Below are 23,248 nucleotides of genomic sequence, written 5' to 3' on the forward strand. Positions count from 1 at the left end.
ATAAAGCCAATGAAAGACAGACACTAAATATAATACGCCAATCTCTTCAAATCTTCCATAAATTTTGTTGAAATTTGTCCCGTGGAGGTCACAAAGCCAAATGGAGCCACTTGAAGACAATTGGCACCATTTTTTTTTACAACCTCTTTCAATAACCTAACTTTGAATCATTTTTGCTTTTATACTGTTTCTTTAGAATCACGATAGAACGAATAAAGAATTTAAAGATCTATTTACACAAAAAACTAAGATGAGTTTTAAACTTATCACTGGATAACTTAACGAGATTCGAACAGCAATAATGAAGAATAATTATGACTTTATAACCTACTAAATCTTATTTTAAAATGGTTTACTATTTCATAATTATATGTATTTTCCGCTCTCATGTTTTTCATTATAATTATTTCTCGGGTGAAGTAAATAATTGGTTTATTTCATTCCGATCATTTGCCAAAGTTTCTCCGAAAAGGATAAATACGCTGAATTACTTTCTCTCGTCTAAAAATTGCTTACTATTCGCATTTTTACAATTTAATGGCATTTCGATCGAGTAATTTTACTTTCTGCAAAAATTGGAAAATCAGAGTGGTTTAAAGTAAAAACTACCTCTATAAAGAAGCCACAAACGCAGCATTTAATCCTAAATCCTGTAATTTTGAGAAAAAACAAAAATGAGCCAAGATGGATAGTTGTCAAAACCGAAAGCAACAGAGAGGTATCCAGGCTATTTTTTGACTTTGAGATGGAAATCTTCGAGTTGGAAGAATGCATAAAGATTAAATACGAAAACTGCGAACAGGTGCCCTCCATCTGCAGACTGCTGGTGGATGCGAACATTGACATCTTGGAAATTTATCTTACTCCCAGAATGTGAATATATTATATTTTGGATAGATAATTCTAGTAATTTTAAACAACTTATGGATTATATGTAATTTGCTAAGGAAAAATTGAGGCAGCTTAATTACTAGTATTGACTGCCCGGAAATGTAATAATAAATATAAAAGTAGCAATATTACAGTGCTAAAATATTCCGACACATCTAAAAAACACAACTCAAATGAACATCAGTAAACTTAATCATTTATTTATCACGTGTTGTATTGCTATTCTTTTTGCTTGCTCAACAAAACGTGGCGAGACTGCAGTAAAAGAAAATAAAATCATAAAAGCAGATTTATTATCTATAGAAATTGAAAAATTAGGATTAGAATTTACCAGAAAGAACAATGTTCCCGGTATAGCCGTAGCTGTTATTCAAAATGGAAAAATCATATCGATTCAATGCATCGGTTATGCTGATTCGGCAACTAAAAAACCCATAACACCACAAACAATTTTTAATATTGGCTCAATTTCGAAGGTTGTATCCGCTTGGGGATTTATGAAACTTACTGAAAATGGTCTTGTACAACTTGATGAGCCAGTTAATCAATCTTTAACCCGATGGCAACTACCTAAATCCCAATACGATATATCAAAAGTTACACTTCGACGACTTCTCAGCCATACATCGGGTCTCTCTGTGCATGGATATGGCGGGTTTGAGCAAGGAACCAAAATATTAAGTTTAGAAGAATCCCTAAACGGAAAAACAAAAAAAAATGGAGAAGGTGTACATCTTATAAATGAGCCAGGAACAAAGTGGGACTATTCTGGGGGCGGTTACACGCTGGCACAATTATTTCTTGAAGAAAAAACAAAGGAAAAATTTGCTGACTATATGAAAAAAAATGTATTCCAACCTTTGGGATTAGTTAATACCTCCTATGAATGGACCGAAGGCATGAAAGCGAATTCTGCTACTGCGTACGACACGCTTGGAAATGCTATAAAAAACAGAATATTTACAGAACAAGCAGCAGCAGGATTACAAACATCGGTGCTGGACTTAGCACATTTTGCAGAGCTATCTATTACAACTGATTCTCGGAAGTTAAATAAAGTTTTAAAGCCAGAAACAATACAATTGATGGAGCAACCTGTTTTTCCATATTCCAATGAAGGAGAAAGTGGTCTTGGATACCGATTCATGAATTATGAAGGTCTCCAAACAATTGGACATACTGGAGAAAACGTAGGTTGGAGTGCGGCAATGTTTTTGCATTTACCTACCAAGAGCGGTATTGTGATGCTTTGCAATGGCTCCAACGGAGATCGTGTGTGGTTCCCAATCTATCAGAGCTGGGCAAAGACAATTAAGGCAAACCAAACGCAGACCCACTGAAACATTAAAGCTGCAGTTAAAAAAAATAAAGAGTATTAGATAATTATAATCTAGTTGATGTTATAGATAATAAAATTGACTTCTTATTTAATCTGATAAAAAATAAAATTAATAACATTTTACCACAAAAAGCCAACAATAATTTTAAATAAAATACTAACTATCAATACTTTACACTTAATGATCATTTTTTTAGAACTATGACATATTTTCTGTGCCAAAATTTAATTTCGATCTTTTTACTTAAAAATAGATTATCACTAGCTTTAAAATACTTAGGAAAATTAAACAGATTTTTGATTCAATCCCCAACAGGACTACCAAACCAAATTTACATCGCCAATGAAAGAGAGACGCTACAGATAGTAAGCCAATTTCTTTAAATCATCCAAAAAAGATGTTGAAATTTGTCCCGTTAAGGCCCAGTTTTAACTGCCTGCGCTCCATCGGATTTCTGGCCGCCCCGGATACAGACCAGCTATGGGAGCCTGACGATCGATAAGAACACGCAGGGCCAGAACAGTTTTATGTCGATGCGCAGCGGCTTTGATGCCGGTGAGAACTGCCCTGTTGTGGATTATACTGTCTGGGTGAGCTTCCATACCGACTGTGAGGGTGCCCTGTCCTGTTATGAATTGGTTAAGAAAGGTGAAATAAAATGCTTAAACGACGCTGTGGAGACCTATTGCAGGGAGATATTGGGAAGGTTAAAAGAAAAAAACATACCAGGTCTTTTTTCTTCCGATCCTTTCAAATGAGGCATGACCTACCGGCTACCCATCAGGATATCAGCTTATGAGATAAGCGAGAATTAATGATTTAACTCGTTGACAGCCTAAGGAGGGCAACTAATTTATTTTAACAGCGAATATACCATTTCATTTAATCTCAACAGCAACAGAAAGACAAAACAAAAATTCATTCAATACCTGTTTTGACTGGTATCTGGGCGAAGCCGTTTAAAAATTACAGAAAATGGGATAATCAAAGATCCATGACCCGTTGCGTTCGCATTTTGCGAGTAAGGGTTCCTTATGGTTTGCCGGTATAGGCAATCAAAGCAGGAAGCAGAATATGAAATAGTGCTCCTCCACTGCCTGCTTCCGCATAAATCTGGCCACCATGATTTTGAACTACTTTCTCGCAGATTGCAAGCCCGATTCCTGTTCCGCTATATTCCATCTTACCGTGGAGGCGATGGAAAATTTTAAAAATTTTCAGCGCCTGCTTCTCTTCAAATCCAATGCCATTATCACTCACTGTAATTCGGTGATACTCTTTTTCAGGATCTAATTTTATTTGTCTGATATCAGTATTTCCAGACACTAACTGATATGAAATTTTAATTACAGGGTCAACTCCAGATTTCCTGTACTTTAAGGCATTGGACAAAAGGTTATCAAAAAGCTGTGTCATCTGGGTCGGTATGGCAGTAATAGTCGGTAGAACAGCTGATTCGATTAATGCGCTGGTTTCTTCGATCAACAGCTCAAATTCAACTTGTATTTCCGCCAGCACAGCATTCAGATCAACACTTTCAAAATTGTCTGTTCTACCAAGCTTAGAATAGGACAATATATCCCGAATAAGTGCTGACATACGGTCTGTGGAGTTGTAAATCTTTTCTAGATATCGTCTTGAACTATCGCTGATGTCTACTATATTATGCTCGAGCATCTGGGTGAAAGTACTTATTTTTCTGACAGGTTCCTGCAGATCATGTGACGCAATAAATGCAAATTGTGCCAGTGCCTCATTTGATTTTTCAAGTTCATCATTAGAATTTTTGAGCTCCGCCACAATTTCTTCCACTCGCTGCCTTGACTTAACCTGTTCGGTAACGTCAATAGCTACAGACAATACGCCGGAATTACGCGGGTCATCTTGCATAATGGGTTCATAAACAAAGTTAACATAGACAGTCTCAACGTTTCCGTTTCGGTACAAAGCAACAGGCAGTTCATTGGCAATGAATCGTTCACCGGAGGAATAGACCTTAAACATTAGTTCTTTTAATCCCTGCTCACCAGCCTCTGGAAGTACTTCAAAAATCGGCTTATTTAAAGACTCCTCTTCTGTCCTGCCCCATAACTCAAGAACTTTTTTATTCGCAACTTCAACTATATGATCCTGACCTCTAAAAATAGCCATTGCGACGGGCGACTGGATTATCATATTTTGTAGTACCTTTTTGCTGTTTTCCAGTGCTGCCCTTATCATGACCGTTTCAGTAACTTCCGATACAATAGCCAGAACTCCATTGATTTTGTCGTCTTTTCCAAGTATCGGACTGTAAAAAATATCAAAATAACATTTTTCTGCATAACCGTTTCTTTCTAAAATAAGCTCCAGCTCTTTATAACTAAGTCCTTCTCCCTGAAAAACGCTGTTAAACATTATCACCAAGGTATCCTTAATTTCACTGTATGTGTTAAGAATGTTATTTCCAAGAGCCAGGGGATGCTTAGATTTTCCTAAAATGGGACGATATGCATCATTATACAGATGAATACGGTCCGGACCCCAAATTATATTGATCGCACATGGACTGTCCAGCATAATGCTGACACTTAAAAGAAGGCCTTCCGGCCATCGCGCCAGTTCTCCTAAAGATGTTTTACTCCAGTCATACGATCTGATCAATCTTCTCATTTCGCCCTCACCTTCCAAGAAAGCCGGTATATTTATATTAGTATTGTCACCCATCCAGATTAAAGTAATATAGATTTAAGGATATCGACAAGCTTATCAAACCGGTCTGGTTTGGTAATGAAGTTGGCTGCACCAAGATCCTTTGTTATTTGAATAGTCTGAGGATCTGAAGAGGTAGAGAAAATAATAACAGGAATGTCCTGAATGTTTTCTTCTTTCTTTAATCCCAGTAAGAATTCCTGTCCGCTCATGATAGGCATATTTAAATCCAGAAAAATCACATCAGCTTCTATTTCCTTAACGCGAAGACTCTTCAAAGCTTTACTGGCGTTTGTAAAGCTGTAAAATTGAAATTCGTTAGAGACACAGTTCAATGAATCTAAAAAGATCTCATGATCTTCTTTATCATCATCTATTAGTAGAATTTTGTAATATTGCATGTCATAAAGATAAAAATTTTCGATTAAAAATCAAAAGTTGCTATTGTTTTAGCGCATTAACAGATATCGAATATCATTTTGACGATGCCAAAAGCAGTTATCAACAAGGTAATGCAAATGGTTCGGACTTCCGTACAACCCGCAGATTGCAATCCCGCATTACAAGCTCAGGAAGAATTTATCATTTTGCTGCATGCCTGAACCGAACGGGTCCATTGAATAACCTGAAAGATCCATTTCCAAAATGTTTTTTAACTTGGAAATCTGACATGTATTTAGCAGATCTGCATACCACTTTATTATTTGGCGACTCAAATTATTACCATTTCGCAAGATGGAAAATATATTGGAAAAGAACAGATAGTCTCAAGAACAGAACTCGCTGATGGTCAAATACAAATTGTTACTCAAAAAAAAGGAAAAGACGGTAATGATAGTAAAGAAGCCTTGATAAGACAAACTTATACGATAAGCAAAACTGTATTTTCTATACGCAAAGAAGTTCTCTTTTCCGGAGAAAATAAATGGACCCAGAGACACGAATATATCTATTCCAAAAACTAAAAAAACATTTCCATGTGGGAGAGCATACCATTTTTACCACAAAGTTTTGGTTATGTAACGTTGGGATATATATACATCTTTAATTAAGAATTTTGGGGATGGCTTCACTATTCTTCCTCGATTTGGCTTCAACTATTCTCGATTTGGATACAGTCCTCACTTTTTTAATGGTCAACTTTGTTGTATTAATTTATATCACTTCAGATTATGCAGACATATGAAAAAAAAGTAGCACTGGTTTCCGGTGCCAATACAGGGGTAGGTTTCCAAATTGCTAAAGCTCTCGCCGATTATGGTTATATAGTATATGCAGGTTCGCGTGATCTTCACAAAGGGCAGGTTGCCGTTTCCGAAATTGGCGGCAATGCGACGGCCATTCAGCTGGATATAACAGATTCGGAATCTATTACTACAGCAGTTAAAACCATTGAAAACCAATACGGATATCTGACATTGCTCGTCAATAATGCCGCTATCTCACACGCCGGACAATCCGGAAGAACTATGGAAGAAGTGTTAGGAGCACAGCGTGCAAGCATTGTCCCTATCGATGAGTTAAAAAGTGTTTGGGAAACGAATGTTTTCGGTACTTTAGCAGTCACACAGGCCTTTTTGCCATTGTTGCATAAAGTTCCTGCTGCAAGAATCGTGACCGTTTCGAGTTCATTAGGTTCATTGGGAATCAATTCAAATCCTGAAAATCCTTACCGTTCAGCATTCGATGCGGCTTATGGTGCTTCTAAAACAGCACTTAACGGCATCTTTCTGTCTCTGGCCATAGATCTGGAAAATACAAATGTTAAGGTTCATTTGGTAAGTCCGGGATTTACGGCAACGGCACTCAACAATTTCCAGGGCACAGATACTGTGGAAGAAGGATCTGTAGAACCCATCAGAGTGGCGTTGGCAGAAGATCTTTCGACAGGCAGTTTTACAGGGCCATCTAATGTCAGCGGAAAAGATAACATTCTTCCCTGGTAATATTATATCAGCTAAAAACCTGTGATCATAATTGTCACAGGTTTTTTTAATAAATTTACAAGATGAAAAGCAAAGGTGATAAATTGATCCGTTTTATATCCATATCGGAAAGCCACCAGGCTTTCGGCCTGCCTGCACCCCAACATCCGTTGATCAGTCTGATCCATTTTAATGAAATCAATCCGTTCAATACAGAAATGGCTCCAATCTACGATATTGTAAATTTTTACAAGATCACTTTCATCACAAAAAATAGCGGCAGACTGAAATACGGACAGGATTATTATGATTTCAACGAAGGCAGTATGTTATTTTTAGCTCCTAATCAACTGGTAGGAAGTACTGATTATAACAGTAAGACTTACTGTTACATACTGCTTATTCATCCTGATTTTTTACTGGGGTATCCCCTGGCTAAAAAGATCAAGCAGTATGGCTATTTTTCGTATGCTTCCAATGAGGCATTGCATCTTTCCGACAAAGAAAGAGAGGTGATCCTTTCCGTTTACAAGATTATGGAACAGGAGCTCAACAGTGGGGTTGATGAGTTCAGCCAGGAAGTCGTTATCGCACAGATAGAACTGATGCTCAGTTACGTCAATCTGTTTTATAAACGTCAATTCATTACCCGTAAAGCAGTCAATAATGACATTCTGCAGAAGACAGAAACTATTTTGGATCAATACCTCAACGGTCTGGAATCTATTCATCTTGGCGTTCCCACCGTTCAATACCTTTCGGATCAATTGCATATTTCACCCGGTTATCTAAGTGATATGCTGCGTTCCCTGATTGGCAAAAGCACCCAGCAATATATCCACGAGAAGCTGATCGAAAAAGCAAAGGAAAGATTAATAACCACCGAACTCACCATTGCTGAAATTGCTTACGAATTGGGGTTTGAACATCCGCAATCTTTTAGTAAACTATTTAAAACCAAAACCAATGTTACGCCTCTGGAATTCAGACAATCTTTTGATTAGTTGGTTCTAAAATAATGCAAATCTCATATCTCTGCAATTCCTTCTGGGATGTCGATCTCACCGACAACAAAACGTAGTTAAACGGAAGATTTTTTTTATACTCTTTTCAATACATCCTATTAGCTTATTTGATTTTTGCCAGTGATCCGTTTTTTACTCCATAGTATCTTATAATGAAGGCTTTTTCCCGATGACAAATGCTTTGAGCTCTGCTATCTTGCCCTCTTCGAATCGCCAGATATCACAATAATCAAAATGTTCATATTTTCCGTCCTTATTTTTTAATCGGATTTCCCCCGTAACCATGACAAAATTGCCTTCTTCGATTGCCTTTTCCACACTGAACACCGGTGGCTCACAGTAGAACTCTTTCATATAAGCACGCACTTCCTCTTTCCCGTTAAGAATACGTTCACCAACGAAAACCCATTTGGTGTTTGGGGTACAGTATGCTAAAAAACTTTCATAATCGCCATTTTTTACAAATTCATTGGCTTTGTGTAAGATTGTTGTATGTTTCATTTTTGTGTGTTGTTTTAAATGATTGTTTTTTGTTTGGGCACTAACACTGGATGAGACAATAAATAGTGCGATAATGATTACTGATTTTTTCATTTTAAATTGTAGTAAAGGGTAAGGAACATTTGACATTCTCTTCAATAGTCTGGATGCCAAATTCTGCCAAACGGTTTGTAAAATTATCCGATGAGACTATGGTTTCAGGAAGATAAAGACCTCCTGTTTTCTGCGCAGTCTGTCCGTTAAGACCAAGAATCCTCTCTGCGATTAGATAGACGCCTACCGCAGTTAGGTGAGAATTCCCTTTTGGACCGGACAGTATGGTTCTGACTTTTTTGCCTTCTCCTGATAATGAGATCCCTTCTATCTCAATATACAAATCGTGTGATGCTCTCAAACCTTTACCGCTGCCTATTGATTCCCCAATAATGAAATCAAACCGAATATTGCGGGCACTGGTAAAAGCGGCGATACTTGGAACATCCAGGGTACTCATTGGATGACCAATAGCCGATGATTCACCATAAAGAGTAATCGATCTTGCATTATTTTTTGAATCCACATACAGCCAATTTCCATTCTGACGGATCAGTGCCTGACCTACAAAACCACTAACTTCTTCTGCAACCAGTGGTCCTACCGGATCTTTTTCATCGTATAGTCCGGCAGTTTCTATATCCGTGATTGTGCTGAAGCCAGAAGCCATCTGCTTTACAACTAATGTCAACAGTCCGGCCTGCCAATGCCCTGCGAAAACTACAGGAGCTGAAATTGTTTTATGAAGGCCGAGAAATGCTGTAGTTGAAATCTGATCGGCCAATTCGCTTACCGTAATACAGGCAATACCATTTAAAATAGACTCTTCCCTTAAAATATTGCTGTGGTCATCCAAAGCTGATATTATAAGGTCGATTTCTCGAAATTGAGCTAAATTGAAACCTTCTTCCAAATCGATATAGGCTGTTTCAGCGTGGGTTAATTCTTTAGCCAGCAGTTCTCCTTTTTGGGGATTCCTACCAGCGAGAATAAGTTCGACAGCACTGTCCGCTTTTCTTATCAGATGTGCTATGTTGGCTCCTACCTGTCCGTAACCGCCAACAATCAGAATTCTTTTTTCCTGTAATTCCATATTATACTATTTTATAAATTAAATTTAGGTCATTTGACCTAATGTAAATATAGGTCAAATGACCTATACGGAAAAATATTTTTAATATTTTTTATTTAATTTTACACAATGGACAAAAAAGAAGAGCGATTAAATAAGATCTTATCGACAACAATAGAGGTACTGATAAAGGAAGGTGCAGAAAATCTCTCTATGAGGAAAATAGCAAAAAATGCGAATTTGTCTTTAAGTAACCTGCAATACTATTATAAAGATAAAAATCTTCTTTTGATTGCCACAGTGGAATTTTACTTTGAAAGCTGCAAGAAAGAACTCACTAAAGCTATCAGACTTTTGGCAGCTGACAGCACTCCTGATAAAAATGTTTTTCTGGAAAAGGTTTTGAGCATGCTGCTGATCGATGGAAGATCCGGTTATCAAACCTTGATGTTTCAGGAAATATGGACTTTAGCATCCAGAAATAAGGAATTGCAAAACGCTGTGGAAACCTACTATAAAACCTATTGCTTATGGATGATCGATCTGATTGCTGCATTTTGCAGTAAGCCTGAAGAAATCGTAAGTTTTCTTATTCCTTTTGTAGAAGGATACACCATTGTTAATAATGTCATTCCTCTGACTAAGGAAAAAGTAATCGAGATGATGGTAAAACTGATCACCATTGTGGAAAAGTAAATAGCGATAATTTATAATTCCATAATTTCTGAAGGTATCAATCGCAAAGCAGCTTCTATTTAACCGCTGCTGTAAGTTATTCGGTTACCCAATATGGCACGTCGCTAAAAACTTTGACAGATATCATTGCCGGTGGGGGGCTTCAACATCGTAAAAAATTTTAGAAGGTTTAAAAAAAATCATTCCTAGTTTAAGGATGGCTATCAAAGTTTTTGCTAGTTGCGGTAATAATCTTTCTAATTAGTAAGATTTCTTTCATTTAAGGTATTTCCGAATTCCCATGACATTTGCATAATGTTATGCTTTAATTTATTTTAGCAACCAGATTTTCAATCATCCACTCTCTAATGGTTGTAGGTCCTGCGGAAGCCTGTGTTCCCGGCGCTAAGTCATATAAACCATTACCGATTGCCGTCAGCATTTCTGTTAAAGAGATTGCAAATGCTTCGCTTGTGTGATGTTTTTCCAACAGCGTTTTTATATAATCCTCTTTTGAAATCTCCATAAAGTAAATAGGTTTTCCTGTTACTATACTCATTTGTCCTGCAATCTCATTATAGCTTATATCTTCCGGACCACGAACTGTCACTCCTTCAACACCAGTCCAGGTATTATCCGTCAAAAATTCTACAGCTTTTGATGCGATATCCTTTACGGCGATTTGCGGTGATTTATAATTTCCGTCCATTGGCAAAGAAAATACTCCCTGTTCTTTTAGAGATCCCATTTGATACAAAAGTGTCTCAAAAAATACCGGACAGCGCAATGCCCTTACTGAGACTCCGCATTGGTTAATTATATCTTCCCCCTTGTGTAGGGCTGTGACAAGACCTGCCTGCAAATTACTTTCTTTACCGCCGCTGGATAAATAAACGACCCTTTTTGTACCCGCATTTTTAATTGCTTTTGAAGCCACTTTTGCAAAATCTTCGTAATAGCCATTTACATCTTCCTGGGTATTGCTTTGGGGCACACAAAAATAAAGAGTATCGCAGCCTCGCAGTGCCTCTGTAAATTCATGTTCGTTGAGCAAGGAACCTGTGGCAACTTCTACTTTTTGCAAAATGTCAGCTGGTATTTTTTGAGGATCTCTTAAAAAAATTCTAACCTTTTGCTCCTTCTCTGTTAATTGTTGAAGAACTATTGAGCCTGTATTTCCTGTCGGCGTTGTTACTAAAATCATATTGAACTTTTCTGTGTTTGTTGAAGTGCAAAGATGATAAGGGTATATTTTGTAAACGTTGTCCTATGTTCACATTTTTAGATCTTTGATTTTAATCTGCTTAATGTTTGAGGAGTAAGTCCCAGGTAAGATGCAACCATTTTATTGGATAGCCTGGTCAGCAATTTTGTTTGGTTTGTTAAAACCCAACGGACTTTTTCTACCGCATCCAGACCTTGAAAACAATATATACGTTCTTGGGATTTTATGTAGGCTAATTCTAAAATCTGTCTGTAAATAAATCCAAACTGAGGAACGATGTTTACCAGATGAAAGTAATCTTCGCGGTTTATCACTAACAGTTCGGAAGGTTCAATAGTCTGCATAAATTCAAATGAAGGTTGTTGATTGATTAAACTCGACAGTGCAGTTCCTAAGGAATCTTCAAAATGAAAATATCTTGTTGCCTCTTCTCCTCCTTTATTAATGTTAAATAGTCGGATACAGCCTTTATTGACAAAGTAGAAATTAGTACAGATTTCGCCCTCTTTCAAAAGAAATTCGTTTCTTTTGGTTTTCCTGAATTTAAAATACGAGTAAATATAAGAAAGTGTCTTATCGTCAATTTCAGTTCTTGATTTAAAATATTTTTCTAATTGTTTATACACTTTCAATATTTTTAGGTTTCACTAAAAGCAGTGAACCGCAAAGTTACAGATTGTCTCGATCTCAACAATGAAGTATATTTCATTAAAATTATTCCAAGGTTCGTATTTATCCTTTCCCGTCAAAAACGTATTTCTGCCTCACTAGCCCTGATCAAATGATGTTCATTTACATCCGTAACTCAAAAAAATGAAAAAATGGCTCACGAGCATAAAAACGGGTACCCCTTAGGAGTTCTCCTGGAATATGTTCTTTTCAGAACTCAAAACATTTTTTAACAGATCCGACAAAGCCTCCATCTAGTCAGAACATTTTTTTGAGAATCCCAATAAAAACGCAAAAGAATTCTGTTTTTGGTTTTAAAGGTTCACTCCCTTTTCAAAATTTCTTTAAAATTTGAAGAATTCTGATCTGCCACAAAAAATCAACGAGATTTATCATTTTTTAACGGACTGTTCAGGTACAATTACATTTCGAAGTACCTCCGTGAGTTTGCTAAAGTTTCCCTGTTTTTTCAAAAACTGCACCCCTTTGAATGTGTCCAACGAATCCTTTAGCATTCCTCCCGAATGTTTCGAATAAAGTATGACCGGAATTTTCCTCAGGGCTTTAATATCCCGAAGCAATTTGAGAAATTCAGTTCCGTCAAAATAGGGCATGTGATAATCCAGGAAAATCATATCAGGGGCTAATTTTGAACCCCTAAGCTTTTTTAGCGCTTCGAGCGCACTGCTTTCCACTGAAGATATAATCTTTTGGTTTATTGCATTCAGGGCAGTCACAAAATCCTCTGCATGATCACTATCATCGTTGACCAGTAATATATTTTTGTATTTCATAGGATACCATTAAATGAGATTAAAACGTTTTCTTTACAGCTTTGGTCTGTTACCTCCAACTGCATGCCTAGTAAAAAATATTACCAACATAAGGGCAGTATTTTTTGGAAACTCAGTTATAAATTCAGCACAATTTTATGACAAAATACCTTTATAAAAAATAGTGGTGATGCAATCTTGTAATAACGCTGAAAAACTTTGTAATAACTTAGAATCTCTTCTTCAATAGCTAAGGTCATTATTTTTTGATCACCATATGACCCGATGCGGGATCGTCCAGCAGCCGTTCCATCTCACTGTGGATGATATCCTGCACGTCCTGTTTGATCTGCAGGTAATTGCGCTGGATTGTGGCGGGATCCAGCTTCCGGACCGGCGGGATTTCCGTGTAACGGTCCTGCTCCTTCGCTAAGGCCTTATGATCGTTCACTATCCCGCAGTGAAACGTCTTGAGGGCTATTTTACAGTTGGGATCATCGGCCACCATCCCTACAAATTCCCCCGAACTCAGGGAGGAAATCCTCGAAGGCGGAACGGCGGATTCCAGTTGCCGGGAACGGCTAATGGAGGTGTCGGTGCTGGTAATGGAAAGGCTCTCCCTGTCCTGCAGGATCTTTCCAAAGCGTTCGGACAATTGTTTGGCCGTATCGCCTGTCACCTGTCCCGAGATGATGTTTCCGGTAATGTTCATGATCACATCGGCCTGCTCCCTGCCGTAATCCTTGCGCAGCTGGCTGAAATCCTGGATCCCCAGGCAGGTGGCCACTTTGTTGCTCCTGGCCGTGGCAATCAGGCTGTCCATATTGTTTAAATAAATGGTGGGGAACTCATCGAATATCAGGCTGGATTTGAGTTTACCTTTTTGGTTGACCAGCTTTACCAGCCTGTTGACATACAGGGAAAGCACCGCCCCGTAGATCTGGATTTTCTGCGGGTTGTTACCCATGCAGACGATCTTGGGCTCGAGTGGATTATTGATGTCGAGTGTAAAATCATTTCCAGAAAGTACATAGTACAGCTGCGGAGAGGACAGCCGGGCCATGGCGATCTTTGCCGAGGCAATCTGACCCTCGAGCTGTTCCATGGCATCGTTGAGATAGGCGGGATAACCATCGAGCTTCAGGATCGTGGTTATAAAATATGCAAATCGACAGTGTCAAAATATATGAGAGAATTGGGTTTGTACAGTAAGTCATAAAAAATAGAACTCGGCATTGTATTAACTTAATATTTTGTTGTCGAACTGCTTAAAGACGATCAAAGCTTTTATTGCACGCACTGACAAGGATCTATTTAAAAAATAAAAATTACAAAAAAGCCTGAAAACGTAGTCTTTCAGGCTTAAATTTCTATGAACCAAGAACACACCTGATTTGAGTACAGTTTATTGATAACACCGGCAGAAGACATTTTGCTCTTGACTATTTAACAATAGAAGATTTTAAATTATATATCCCGTTTTATTTGGATTTACTTCCGACAGGATGATTCACGCAAAATAATTTGCGATTTCAGAACAATCCTTTGAGGTGTTTTTCTAACATCATTTCCACTGAGAAGAGGCAACATTAATTCCATCACTTTAGAACTTATTTCGTTCACAGGCTGTGCAACGCAACTAATTGAAGTTGGATATATTTTAAACATATCATGATCATCAAAGCTCATAATTCCAAGATCAGTCAATAAATTAGATTTGAGTTCCTTAAAAACCTGTAACCCATTTTGAGCAAGGTAATTTGTAGCAAAAAAAACAGCATCTAAATCAGAATGATTTTTAAGATAATTTTTAACATATTGATTTCCTTTGCCAGTATAAATTTCATGGTACGGAATTTCCAGGACTTTGGGCTGTAAACCATACTGCGCAATTGCTTTTTCATATCCTGATAGCCTGTCTTTCATCTGGGTCTGAGAGGAAACCATAGTAATAAAAGCTATATTTTTAAATCCATTTTTTATTAGTTCAACCGAAGCATTGAAAGAAGCTTCCTCGTTATCAATCACTACACTATCACAATCTAATCCATCAAAAAATCGGTCTAATAAAACAACAGGAATATTTTCTATAATCAAATCTCTAATTATATCGCTTATACCAGGAGAAGGCACAATAATAAATCCATCAACCTGACGAAAATTAAACAATTCAATCAATTCCTTCGATTTATCATCATCATTTTCATTACTGCAAAAGAGTAATCGATATCCCTTTTTATATGCAATATCTTCAAGAATTCGAGCTAGCTTGGAAAAGAAGCCATTAGAAATATCTTCAACCATGAAGACCAAAATTTTTGATTTTCCAGTCCGCAGACTTTGTGCAATTTGGTTGGGTTTGTAATTGATTAATTTTGCATAATCCAGAACTTTTTGCGCAACTGCTTCTGAAATGTGTTTTTCCTTAGCTTTTCCATTTAAAACAAAAGAAACTGTTGTAATAGAAATTTTCAGTTCATCAGCAATATTGCGAATAGAAACAGGTTTGTTTTTCATTTTGAAATTATTTTTCAATCATTATTCTTAATTGAAACTGTGAAGTAATTTTTGAATTATTACTCCGGTTTTTTTCTTTTTGAACAAAACAGACAACATCAGACAGAAACAATAAAATCGCCTTATCGTTTTTATCAATTATTTATTTAACTGTTCATTACTCATTTTTAAAGAGTAATATTTAATAATTTTTTGGGTACTAAAATCAGTATCATATACCGAATACCAGCCTTGAGGTTCATGTGGCGGATCTCCAATAAAATCATCTCCTTCTTTCCATAAACTCATCAGTGATTTTGGTCGTCCCTCACCACCCCATGCCCAAAAATTAACGCCGGCAACCTGAGGAATAGTTTTGCTTAAAGAATAGATTTTTTCGAAAATCAATTTATAATATTCGTCTCTGATCTTTATGGAAGAATTCGGATCGTAATTATTTTCATCTCTTGAAATCCCAAACTCTTCCAGGACTACGGGTTTGTTAATTTTTTGAGCTATTTTGACATGCTCTTCAATATAACTGGTGGCTTTTTCTACAGCATTACTATAGGTCTCTTTTGCTTTAAGCGGATCAAACCAACCCCAATTTTGAACCCATAAATGGAAGGTACAGTAATCGATATATTGGCTTTGATGATCGGTTTCAAAATTTGTCCCATTGGCAGCAGAACGCGTGTTCCCTTCCGAACCAATTGAAACCAGATGATTTGAATCTAAACTTTTAATAAACTTAGCTGTTTCATGAATCCATTTTCTGTAATCCTCTATATTATTACTGCCTACCGGCTCATTTGCTAATTGCCAGGCCATAATCGTTCTGTCCTCTTTATACGGAAGATTATTAATGGTATTGACACGGCTAATTACTTTTTTAATGTGATTTTCGAAAAAGTTTTTAGCGGTTTTATCACTGTAAAAACGTGCCGAATATTGTTGGTAAATTGTCCAGTCTCCATTTTCCGCAGGCGGTGGATATGGAATTGACTCGTTATTGTTTGCCCATGAAACGTACTGTACAAAACCTCCTGACCAATGCCAAAAATTATTCAGGCATACAACTGCCTTCATATCGCGATTTTTCATTTCTGCAAGAAGAAAGTCCAACCCATTCCAAAGATCGTCGTTATAAACTCCAGGTTCTTTTTGCATTGCGGGTTGAATTGCCCAAGGGGTATTTATATTTCCCTCTGACCCAGCAATAATTCTGAGATTTTTTACACCAAGAACATTCAATCGATCTAATTCTCTTATTAGTCTTTCTTTGTCAGAAACTCCTAAATTCATCCCATACCAAAAATTTGTCCCCACATAATGATAAGGTTTTCCATCTTTTATCAGTTTCCCATTTTCAACTTTAATGAACCCCTGTGCTTGTGTCAATAATGAAAACATAAATGCTATTAAAACATAAATCCTTTTCTCCATTTTTCTTTTATTTAAATTTTTCTTTTATTTTACTTCGAATGAAACTTTTTCACCTGAGATACTGTTACTTCCAATCCATAAGTCAAATTTTCCTGCTTCGACTTTTTTCTTCATATCCATGCCGTAAAAAGCTAAATCACTAATTGGAAGTTTGAACATAACTCGTTTTTCTTCTCCAGCCTTCAAGTCAATTCTTTGGAAGGCTTTCAATTCTCTTATTGGCAAGGCCACCGACGCCGCAAGATCCCTTGCATAAAGCTGTACGATTTCAGTTCCCTGATAATTTCCTGTATTTTTAAGAGATAGTGTTATTTCTAGTATATCATCTTTCTTTAAAATGGTTTTGGAAAGTGCAATTTCCCTATACTCAAAATTGGTATAAGACAAACCAAAACCGAAAGGAAACAAAGGCTCATTCCCACTGTCCAAATAATAAGATTTATTTCCAAGAGAAGTCTGAGAAGCCTCAATTGGGATATTATTCAGATTTAATTCGCTTCCGTTTGCCGGTCGTCCTGTTTTTAAATGTCCATAATACATTGGAATCTGTCCGACATTTTTAGGAAAAGTAATGGGTAATTTCCCTGACGGATTTACTATTCCAAACAACAAATTAATTATTGCCGGACCTCCCATTGTTCCTGGATGCCAGGCATATAAAACAGCATTTGATTGTGTTACTTCTTTTTCTATAGTTAATGGTCTTCCTGCCATAATAATAGTGACTAAAGGCGTTTTTGTTTTTTGTAAAGTTTCCAAAAGTTTTGATTGTAGCCCCTGGAAATTCAAATCAGATAAACTGTGGGCTTCTCCTGAAAGTATTGATTCTTCTCCCAGAAATAATAAAACAACATCTGCTTCTTTCGCAATTTTCCGGGCTTTATCGAAACCCGTTGAATCCTGATCCCTGGAATATTTTAAAATCGGTTCGTAAATAATAGTAATATTTTCTCCGTACTTTTCTTTCAGGGCAAAAAGAGGTGTCACCGTGTGGTCTTTATCTCCGTCAAAAACCCAGGTTCCCATTTGATCGTGAGGTGCATTGGCTAAAGGACCAAATACAGCAATTGTTTTTGGTTTTTGGAGAGGCAAAATTTGTCCTTCATTTTTTAATAATACAATTGATTCTTCCGCTAATTTTTCAGCTATCTTCAAATGTTCTTCTTTATAAAAAACTTCTTTAGTATTTCCTTTCACATAAGGATTTTCAAAAAGGCCTAAACTGTATTTTATTCTTAAAATATTGCGTACGGCATCATTTATAGTTTCAATTGCAATTTTCTTTTCTTTCCATAAAGATTCCGCATATTCCACATACGTACCGCTAACCATTTCCATGTCAACTCCGGCATTGATTGCTTTTTCGGCTGCTTCTTTGTTGTCTGAACTAAAACCATGATCAACCATTTCATTAATCGAAGCCCAATCTGAAACTACAAATCCTCTAAAATTCCATTCTTTACGCAGCACCTCTTTCAGTAAAAATTCATTTCCAGACGAAGGAATTCCGTCATTGGCATTAAAAGCAGTCATGATCGTTGCCAGATTTGCTTTTTTTACTACTTGTTCAAACGGAACCAAATACACATTTCTAAACTGCCGTTCGGTAATTGCAGTAGTATTGTAATCACGTCCGCCTTCTGCAGCTCCGTATCCGGCAAAATGTTTGGCGCAGCCGGCAATCGAACTTGGATCTGATAAATTTTTTCCCTGAAAACCATTAACCATCGCAATACCCATAATGGAAGTCAAATAAGGATCTTCACCACAACTTTCAGCAATTCTTCCCCATCTTGGATCTCGGGCAATATCAATCATCGGGGCAAATGTCCATCGAATTCCTGTTTCTGACGCTTCCACTGCTGCAACTCGTGCAGCCTTTTCCACCAAACCCGGATTAAAACTTGCCGCCTGTCCTAATGGAATAGGAAATATGGTTTTGAAACCATGAATGACATCACGTCCAAAAATCAGGGGAATTCCTAATCTCGTTTGTTCAACAGCAAGTCTTTGGGCTTTATTGGCAATCTCAGGATTCGTTATACTCAAAACCGAACCTGCCATTCCTTGTTGAATAACTTTAAAATTGGTTTCCATATCATCAGCCGAAAGCTGATTCATCTGACCGATTTTTTCTTTCAAGGTCATTTTCTTCAACAGAACCTCGATCTTTTTTTCGATAACGGCACTGGAAGTCTGAGCGCTTGCTTTTAATCCAAAAAGGAATAAAAGCAGCGCTAAAAAGCAACTCTTTTTCATTACTTAAATTTTTAGCTCAATTAGTAGAACAAAGCATACATTGCAAAGCAGGCCACAATAAGCAAAAGCGCCTGATAACGGAAATTTTTATACCAAACTACATCTTTAAGAGCGATGGTCTCTTCGATCCAAATGGCTTTTGTCCAGGTATTTTCTTTGACCTTTTCTTCAAGTGGCGGTTCGGTAGACAGACTGACCATTAGATTGACCAAAATACTTAATACCAAAATAATCGGCGCCAATAGTAAAAAGTGAAGTCCCAATTCAAAACCAAAAATATACTTCGCCAGCATAATAACCATTGCTATAAACAATCCTGACATCAGGCCACTGAAAGCCCCAATCGCGTTGGAACGTTTCCAGAATAATCCCAGGAAAAAAGTTCCTACAACTGGCGGTGCCAGATACGAAAGTATCTCCTGATAGTAAGCAATTAACGAATCGAATTTACCAATGTAAGGCGCCCATAAAATGGCGATTATTAATGTAACAACTGCCGTAATCTTTCCAACTTTTACCTTTTTTTCGCTTGTTGCATTTTTATCAAATTTGCTGTAAAAATCCATGGTAAAAAGGGTTGAAACCGAATTTAAAGTCGCGCTCAAGGCGGAAGTTAAAGCCGAAATCATGGCAGATAATATAATTCCGATTAAACCAACGGGAAGTACTTTACTGATTAATCTTGGGTATACCTGATCTGTATTGATTCCGTATTTTGATTTAAGCTCGCTTCCGCTAATGATTTCTTGAGGCAGATTTTCGACTCCAAAGAGATTGATTCCTCTGGCAATCAGACCTGGGAAAATGAAAATAAACAGTGTAAACAAATACAGAAATCCAACCAATAAAACCCCTTTACGGCCATGATCGATTGATTTTGCAGATAAAACCCTTTGCACCATAACCTGATTGTTTCCCCAGAAATAAAATCCTAAAATCGGAATTCCAACCCACATTCCGAGCCACGGAACTGTTGGATCATCCATCGATCTGGTTAGTTTTAGCCAAACCCCTTCCTGAAACTGCGTATAAAAAGCATCCCAGCCGCCAATGCTGTCCATGGCAAAAAAGGCCAGTAAAGTTGATCCTATTATAAGCACAAAAGCTTGAATTACCTCAGTATTAATTACGGATGAAAGTCCTCCAATTATAGTATAACTTCCTGCAACTATACCCATTCCAATAATGAGTATCATCATATCGACACCCGGAAAAATCATATTGATAATCAAAGCGCCTGCATATAAAGTTGCTGATGCATCTAAAAAGATATTTCCAACTATTGTTATAAAAGAAAAATACGTTCTTGACCTAACATCAAAGCGTCGCTCCAGAAATTCAGGCATTGTAAAAATTCCGGATTTAATATAAAACGGAAGAAAAAAGATCGCGAAGAAAACCATAACGAGAATCGAAATCCAGTTGTAATTAAAAACGGCAATTCCGTTAATGAATCCTTCTCCCGAATTCCCCATCAAAGTAGAACTTGAAATACTGGCCGCAAATAGCGACAAACCCACCATGGGCCACTTTAAATCTCTACCTGCCAAAAAATAAGCATCAGAATCACTTGATTTACTATTCTTTAATCCCCACCAAACAATAAAGATGATGTACAATACGATGACAACTAAGTCGATTATATTTAAATTTAGCATAATTTATTGTTGGTATGTAGTGTAAAGAATAACGCTTTTTGCCGGAATTGAAACGGGAATACGCTTTCCTTTTAGATTAATTTTTTCGATAGGAACCGGATATCCTTTTGCATCAACCGGACGATTATTTTCACTATATAAATATTTATTCAACTTTGATTTTAGTTTCAGGCCTTTAGTGTCAATTGTAAAATTGGCAGCTGCATCACTATTGTTTACAATGGCAATCGTAAAATCTCCAGAAGTTGTAATTCCGATTGTTGCACGAACTTTATCAATGCTTAAATTATCTAATTTTACTATTTTCATGTCCCCTGTAAAATTACGGGTCATAACTGACCAGGTATAAAACCAGGGACGTAAATCTTCATCCGCTTTATCATCTGTCAATTCTTTACCTAAACTATTAAACATTCCCCAGCGTTTCAATTGGTACTTATCTCCTTTATCATCTTTAGTATGCATGGCATCATCTAAATCCCATGCCACAATAGCATCAAAACCACTGTTTATAGCTTGAATCAAAGCATCCGCCATATCTACTCCGTAATCATAATCATAAACCGAAAGCTGACTATCAACGCTTGTGAATTTATCTCCCAAATGTTTCTTTGATGAAGGTTCTCCTTTAAGCCCCAACTCCCCTAGAATGAATGGTTTTTTATGAACTGAATCGGTAAAACGAACCAGATCGCTAAACTTCTTTTGAAATAACCCAGAACGAATACTTTCCTTTGAAGGATAATCGTGTACATCGTAAGCTGCAACTAAATCAGGAATTTGAAGAGCCGTTTGTTTCGCCCAATCCAAACCTTTGTATTTTGATCTTGGATTATTAAAATCTGTTGCATCAGGGCCAATAATCGAAATCTTTTTACCTAATCCCGCTTTTTCAATTGATTTATGAAGCATTTGTATACCTTCTTTCCATTGCTGAAAATCTCCGTCAGTTGTCGCCCAGTCACCATTAGGCTCATTAACCAAGTTGTAATATTTAATACAACTGTATTTTTTTACATTAAGTAAATGATCCAGATTTTTGACAATCAGATCTATCCATTTTTGATCGTTGGCTCCCGTAAAACTATTTTGCAAATTTAAATGCGTATCATGAAGTTTGTAAGGTTGACCCCATTCTCCCAGAATTACAATAATTTTATTTTTTTCGCAGTAATCTAAAAGTTTATACAAGGCTTTCATCTGATCACTTTCAAAATCTACAATTGGATTTCCAGTTGCATCAAAACCTTTGAGATAACGCCAATTTGCCTGATCCATTACTCTGGCAATTTTTGGTTTTATAAACGAAACACGATCAAAAACCAATTGCCATTTTTCATCCGTCATAAGTTTCCCCCACTGTGAATCATCAGTATCAGCATGTGGATAGGCCGAAAATTCAATACCGCTTCCAATAAATTCATTCGAAATTATCTCCTTTGGATTTATGGAAACTATTGGAATTGCATTTTGGCTTTTCGCCGAAAAACCAATTATTGCACAAAACAGTGCAATGCTATTTTGAATTTTCATTTTGGGAATCTTTTAAAGTTTTTAATAATTCATTAATGTCGCAGGTTGCCAGTCCAACGTATTTATCAGCTGCGCCGTAATAAACATATAAAATATTATCGACAATCATATTGCCCGTAGGAAAAACACATCCTTTATAAAATCCTTCAATCTCATAATCGTGTTCCGGTTCCATAATCCAGTCTTCCAATCGCGCCGTTACTTTTGTTGGATCATCTAAATCCAACAAAGCTACACCCACTCTGTAATAGCCATTTCCACCGTTTTCAACTCCGTGATAAATTAAAAGCCAGCCATCGTCTGTACGAAGTGGTGGAGTACTTCCTCCAATTTTTTCTTCCCAGGTTCCATTTATTCCACTTAATAAAAGAGTACTTTTTTCTTCCCAAACCATTAAATCATCGGAATATCTTATCCAGATCGATGGATAATCACAGCCGTATTCAGCTCCAATCCATTGTTTCGGTCGGTGCAGCATGGCATATTTTCCGTTGATTTTTTCCGGGAATAAAATCACATCACGATCATCCAGATTGGAAGTTGTGATGCGGCCCAGTCTTCTAAAGTTTTTAAAATCTGTGGTTACAGCCAAACCTGAATTGGCAATATTATGTTTGTAAACTGCCGGTGCATCAGGCCCAGTTTCCGGAAGGTTAATTACATCATGGGGAAATGTCCAGTAACGTCCCGGAGGATAGGGCCTGTAAGCATAAGTAACATAGTATTCATTTCCGAATTTTATAATTCTCGGATCTTCAACACCGCCCATATCCGGTCCGTTGCTGCTTGGTCCAAAAACAGGTTGGTCTGATTCTCTTTTAAAATTAATACCATCCGTACTTGTTGCCAGTCCCACGCGAATAAAATGCTGTTCATCATCTCCGGCTGCTCTGTAAAGCATATAAAAAGTCCCGTTTTCATACCATACTCCCGGATTACAAACAACAAGATTTTCCCAATAATTACTAGGGTTTGGACTTAAAACTGGGTTTTGGGTGCACTTAATTAATTTCATTTTGCTTATTGTATTTTGGTT

At 37.1% G+C, this 23,248-nt stretch carries 19 protein-coding genes; 5 read left to right on the forward strand and 14 right to left on the reverse strand.

Annotated features, from left to right (window positions below; translation table 11 throughout):
* The first annotated feature begins 1,064 nt into the window (after positions 1 to 1,064).
* On the forward strand, positions 1,065 to 2,231 hold the full coding sequence (locus DCO46_RS02745) for a serine hydrolase domain-containing protein (RefSeq protein WP_116751069.1): 1,167 nt from the start codon (positions 1,065 to 1,067) through the stop codon (positions 2,229 to 2,231).
* 1,032 nt (positions 2,232 to 3,263) lie between these two features.
* On the opposite strand, the gene DCO46_RS02755 is transcribed toward DCO46_RS02745, so the two are convergent.
* Both DCO46_RS02755 and DCO46_RS02760 read right to left on the reverse strand, forming a co-directional pair.
* Positions 3,264 to 4,937, reverse strand: a complete 1,674-nt coding sequence (locus DCO46_RS02755) for a sensor histidine kinase (protein WP_116751071.1) — start codon at positions 4,935 to 4,937, stop codon at positions 3,264 to 3,266.
* 5 nt (positions 4,938 to 4,942) lie between these two features.
* A complete protein-coding gene (locus DCO46_RS02760) occupies positions 4,943 to 5,323 on the reverse strand; it encodes a response regulator (protein ID WP_116751072.1) in 381 nt (126 codons plus the stop codon).
* Positions 5,324 to 5,626: 303 nt separating this feature from the next.
* On the opposite strand from DCO46_RS02760, the gene DCO46_RS02765 reads away from it, so the two are divergent.
* The 3 genes from DCO46_RS02765 to DCO46_RS02775 all read left to right on the forward strand — a co-directional run bounded on the left by DCO46_RS02765 (position 5,627) and on the right by DCO46_RS02775 (position 7,851).
* Positions 5,627 to 5,887: a hypothetical protein gene (locus DCO46_RS02765; RefSeq protein ID WP_116751073.1), complete on the forward strand. Its 261-nt coding sequence runs from the start codon at positions 5,627 to 5,629 to the stop codon at positions 5,885 to 5,887.
* Positions 5,888 to 6,094: 207 nt separating this feature from the next.
* A complete protein-coding gene (locus tag DCO46_RS02770) occupies positions 6,095 to 6,868 on the forward strand; it encodes an SDR family NAD(P)-dependent oxidoreductase (protein WP_116751074.1) in 774 nt (257 codons plus the stop codon).
* Between the two features lie 197 nt (positions 6,869 to 7,065).
* Entirely contained in the window at positions 7,066 to 7,851 is a 786-nt protein-coding gene (locus DCO46_RS02775) for a helix-turn-helix transcriptional regulator (protein WP_317048030.1), read from the forward strand.
* 168 nt (positions 7,852 to 8,019) lie between these two features.
* Here the strand turns inward: DCO46_RS02775 and DCO46_RS02780 are convergent, their stop codons facing one another.
* Both DCO46_RS02780 and DCO46_RS02785 read right to left on the reverse strand, forming a co-directional pair.
* Positions 8,020 to 8,466, reverse strand: coding sequence for a nuclear transport factor 2 family protein (locus DCO46_RS02780; RefSeq protein WP_243416238.1), 447 nt, complete (start codon positions 8,464 to 8,466; stop codon positions 8,020 to 8,022).
* A gap of 1 nt (position 8,467) precedes the next feature.
* Positions 8,468 to 9,499: a hypothetical protein gene (locus DCO46_RS02785; protein WP_116751076.1), complete on the reverse strand. Its 1,032-nt coding sequence runs from the start codon at positions 9,497 to 9,499 to the stop codon at positions 8,468 to 8,470.
* 108 nt (positions 9,500 to 9,607) lie between these two features.
* Here DCO46_RS02785 and DCO46_RS02790 point away from each other — a divergent pair, with 108 nt between their 5' ends.
* Positions 9,608 to 10,174, forward strand: a complete 567-nt coding sequence (locus tag DCO46_RS02790) for a TetR/AcrR family transcriptional regulator (RefSeq protein WP_116751077.1) — start codon at positions 9,608 to 9,610, stop codon at positions 10,172 to 10,174.
* 304 nt (positions 10,175 to 10,478) lie between these two features.
* Here the strand turns inward: DCO46_RS02790 and DCO46_RS02795 are convergent, their stop codons facing one another.
* From DCO46_RS02795 to DCO46_RS02845, 10 genes are all read right to left on the reverse strand, one after another.
* Positions 10,479 to 11,357, reverse strand: a complete 879-nt coding sequence (locus DCO46_RS02795) for an NmrA family NAD(P)-binding protein (protein ID WP_116751078.1) — start codon at positions 11,355 to 11,357, stop codon at positions 10,479 to 10,481.
* Positions 11,358 to 11,434: 77 nt separating this feature from the next.
* Positions 11,435 to 12,004, reverse strand: coding sequence for a Crp/Fnr family transcriptional regulator (locus tag DCO46_RS02800; RefSeq protein WP_116751154.1), 570 nt, complete (start codon positions 12,002 to 12,004; stop codon positions 11,435 to 11,437).
* Between the two features lie 435 nt (positions 12,005 to 12,439).
* Positions 12,440 to 12,841, reverse strand: a complete 402-nt coding sequence (locus DCO46_RS02805; RefSeq protein WP_116751079.1) for a response regulator — start codon at positions 12,839 to 12,841, stop codon at positions 12,440 to 12,442.
* Positions 12,842 to 13,079: 238 nt separating this feature from the next.
* Entirely contained in the window at positions 13,080 to 13,925 is an 846-nt protein-coding gene (locus DCO46_RS02810; RefSeq protein ID WP_116751080.1) for a type IV secretory system conjugative DNA transfer family protein, read from the reverse strand.
* A 386-nt stretch (positions 13,926 to 14,311) separates the two neighbouring features.
* Complete coding sequence (locus DCO46_RS02820; protein ID WP_116751081.1) at positions 14,312 to 15,337, reverse strand: LacI family DNA-binding transcriptional regulator; 1,026 nt, start codon at positions 15,335 to 15,337, stop codon at positions 14,312 to 14,314.
* A gap of 138 nt (positions 15,338 to 15,475) precedes the next feature.
* Positions 15,476 to 16,762, reverse strand: a complete 1,287-nt coding sequence (locus tag DCO46_RS02825) for a glycoside hydrolase 5 family protein (RefSeq protein ID WP_116751082.1) — start codon at positions 16,760 to 16,762, stop codon at positions 15,476 to 15,478.
* A gap of 24 nt (positions 16,763 to 16,786) precedes the next feature.
* Positions 16,787 to 19,021, reverse strand: coding sequence for a beta-glucosidase BglX (bglX, locus tag DCO46_RS02830; RefSeq protein ID WP_116751083.1), 2,235 nt, complete (start codon positions 19,019 to 19,021; stop codon positions 16,787 to 16,789).
* 20 nt (positions 19,022 to 19,041) lie between these two features.
* A complete protein-coding gene (locus DCO46_RS02835) occupies positions 19,042 to 20,679 on the reverse strand; it encodes a sodium:solute symporter (RefSeq protein ID WP_116751084.1) in 1,638 nt (545 codons plus the stop codon).
* Positions 20,680 to 20,682: 3 nt separating this feature from the next.
* Positions 20,683 to 22,212 carry a cellulase family glycosylhydrolase gene (locus DCO46_RS02840; RefSeq protein WP_116751085.1) on the reverse strand — a complete coding sequence of 510 codons (1,530 nt, stop codon included), beginning with the start codon at positions 22,210 to 22,212 and terminating at the stop codon, positions 20,683 to 20,685.
* Positions 22,196 to 23,227: a glycosidase gene (locus DCO46_RS02845; RefSeq protein ID WP_116751086.1), complete on the reverse strand. Its 1,032-nt coding sequence runs from the start codon at positions 23,225 to 23,227 to the stop codon at positions 22,196 to 22,198. The genes DCO46_RS02840 and DCO46_RS02845 overlap by 17 nt, the downstream gene beginning before the upstream one ends.
* Positions 23,228 to 23,248 lie beyond the last annotated feature (21 nt).

The sequence above is a fragment of the Flavobacterium sp. HTF genome (genome assembly GCF_003105115.1).
Taxonomy (GTDB): Bacteria; Bacteroidota; Bacteroidia; order Flavobacteriales; family Flavobacteriaceae; genus Flavobacterium.

What these genes read in the sequence shown, in the direction of transcription:
- DCO46_RS02745 (WP_116751069.1), top strand. Translation starts at nt 1,065, where the DNA reads ATGAACATCAGTAAACTTAATCATTTATTTATCACGTGTTGTATTGCT.
- DCO46_RS02755 (WP_116751071.1), bottom strand. Translation starts at nt 4,937, where the DNA reads ATGGGTGACAATACTAATATAAATATACCGGCTTTCTTGGAAGGTGAG.
- DCO46_RS02760 (WP_116751072.1), bottom strand. Translation starts at nt 5,323, where the DNA reads ATGCAATATTACAAAATTCTACTAATAGATGATGATAAAGAAGATCAT.
- DCO46_RS02770 (WP_116751074.1), top strand. Translation starts at nt 6,095, where the DNA reads ATGCAGACATATGAAAAAAAAGTAGCACTGGTTTCCGGTGCCAATACA.
- DCO46_RS02775 (WP_317048030.1), top strand. Translation starts at nt 7,066, where the DNA reads ATGGCTCCAATCTACGATATTGTAAATTTTTACAAGATCACTTTCATC.
- DCO46_RS02780 (WP_243416238.1), bottom strand. Translation starts at nt 8,466, where the DNA reads ATGAAAAAATCAGTAATCATTATCGCACTATTTATTGTCTCATCCAGT.
- DCO46_RS02785 (WP_116751076.1), bottom strand. Translation starts at nt 9,499, where the DNA reads ATGGAATTACAGGAAAAAAGAATTCTGATTGTTGGCGGTTACGGACAG.
- DCO46_RS02790 (WP_116751077.1), top strand. Translation starts at nt 9,608, where the DNA reads ATGGACAAAAAAGAAGAGCGATTAAATAAGATCTTATCGACAACAATA.
- DCO46_RS02795 (WP_116751078.1), bottom strand. Translation starts at nt 11,357, where the DNA reads ATGATTTTAGTAACAACGCCGACAGGAAATACAGGCTCAATAGTTCTT.
- DCO46_RS02805 (WP_116751079.1), bottom strand. Translation starts at nt 12,841, where the DNA reads ATGAAATACAAAAATATATTACTGGTCAACGATGATAGTGATCATGCA.
- DCO46_RS02810 (WP_116751080.1), bottom strand. Translation starts at nt 13,925, where the DNA reads ATGGAACAGCTCGAGGGTCAGATTGCCTCGGCAAAGATCGCCATGGCC.
- DCO46_RS02820 (WP_116751081.1), bottom strand. Translation starts at nt 15,337, where the DNA reads ATGAAAAACAAACCTGTTTCTATTCGCAATATTGCTGATGAACTGAAA.
- DCO46_RS02825 (WP_116751082.1), bottom strand. Translation starts at nt 16,762, where the DNA reads ATGGAGAAAAGGATTTATGTTTTAATAGCATTTATGTTTTCATTATTG.
- bglX (WP_116751083.1), bottom strand. Translation starts at nt 19,021, where the DNA reads ATGAAAAAGAGTTGCTTTTTAGCGCTGCTTTTATTCCTTTTTGGATTA.
- DCO46_RS02835 (WP_116751084.1), bottom strand. Translation starts at nt 20,679, where the DNA reads ATGCTAAATTTAAATATAATCGACTTAGTTGTCATCGTATTGTACATC.
- DCO46_RS02840 (WP_116751085.1), bottom strand. Translation starts at nt 22,212, where the DNA reads ATGAAAATTCAAAATAGCATTGCACTGTTTTGTGCAATAATTGGTTTT.
- DCO46_RS02845 (WP_116751086.1), bottom strand. Translation starts at nt 23,227, where the DNA reads ATGAAATTAATTAAGTGCACCCAAAACCCAGTTTTAAGTCCAAACCCT.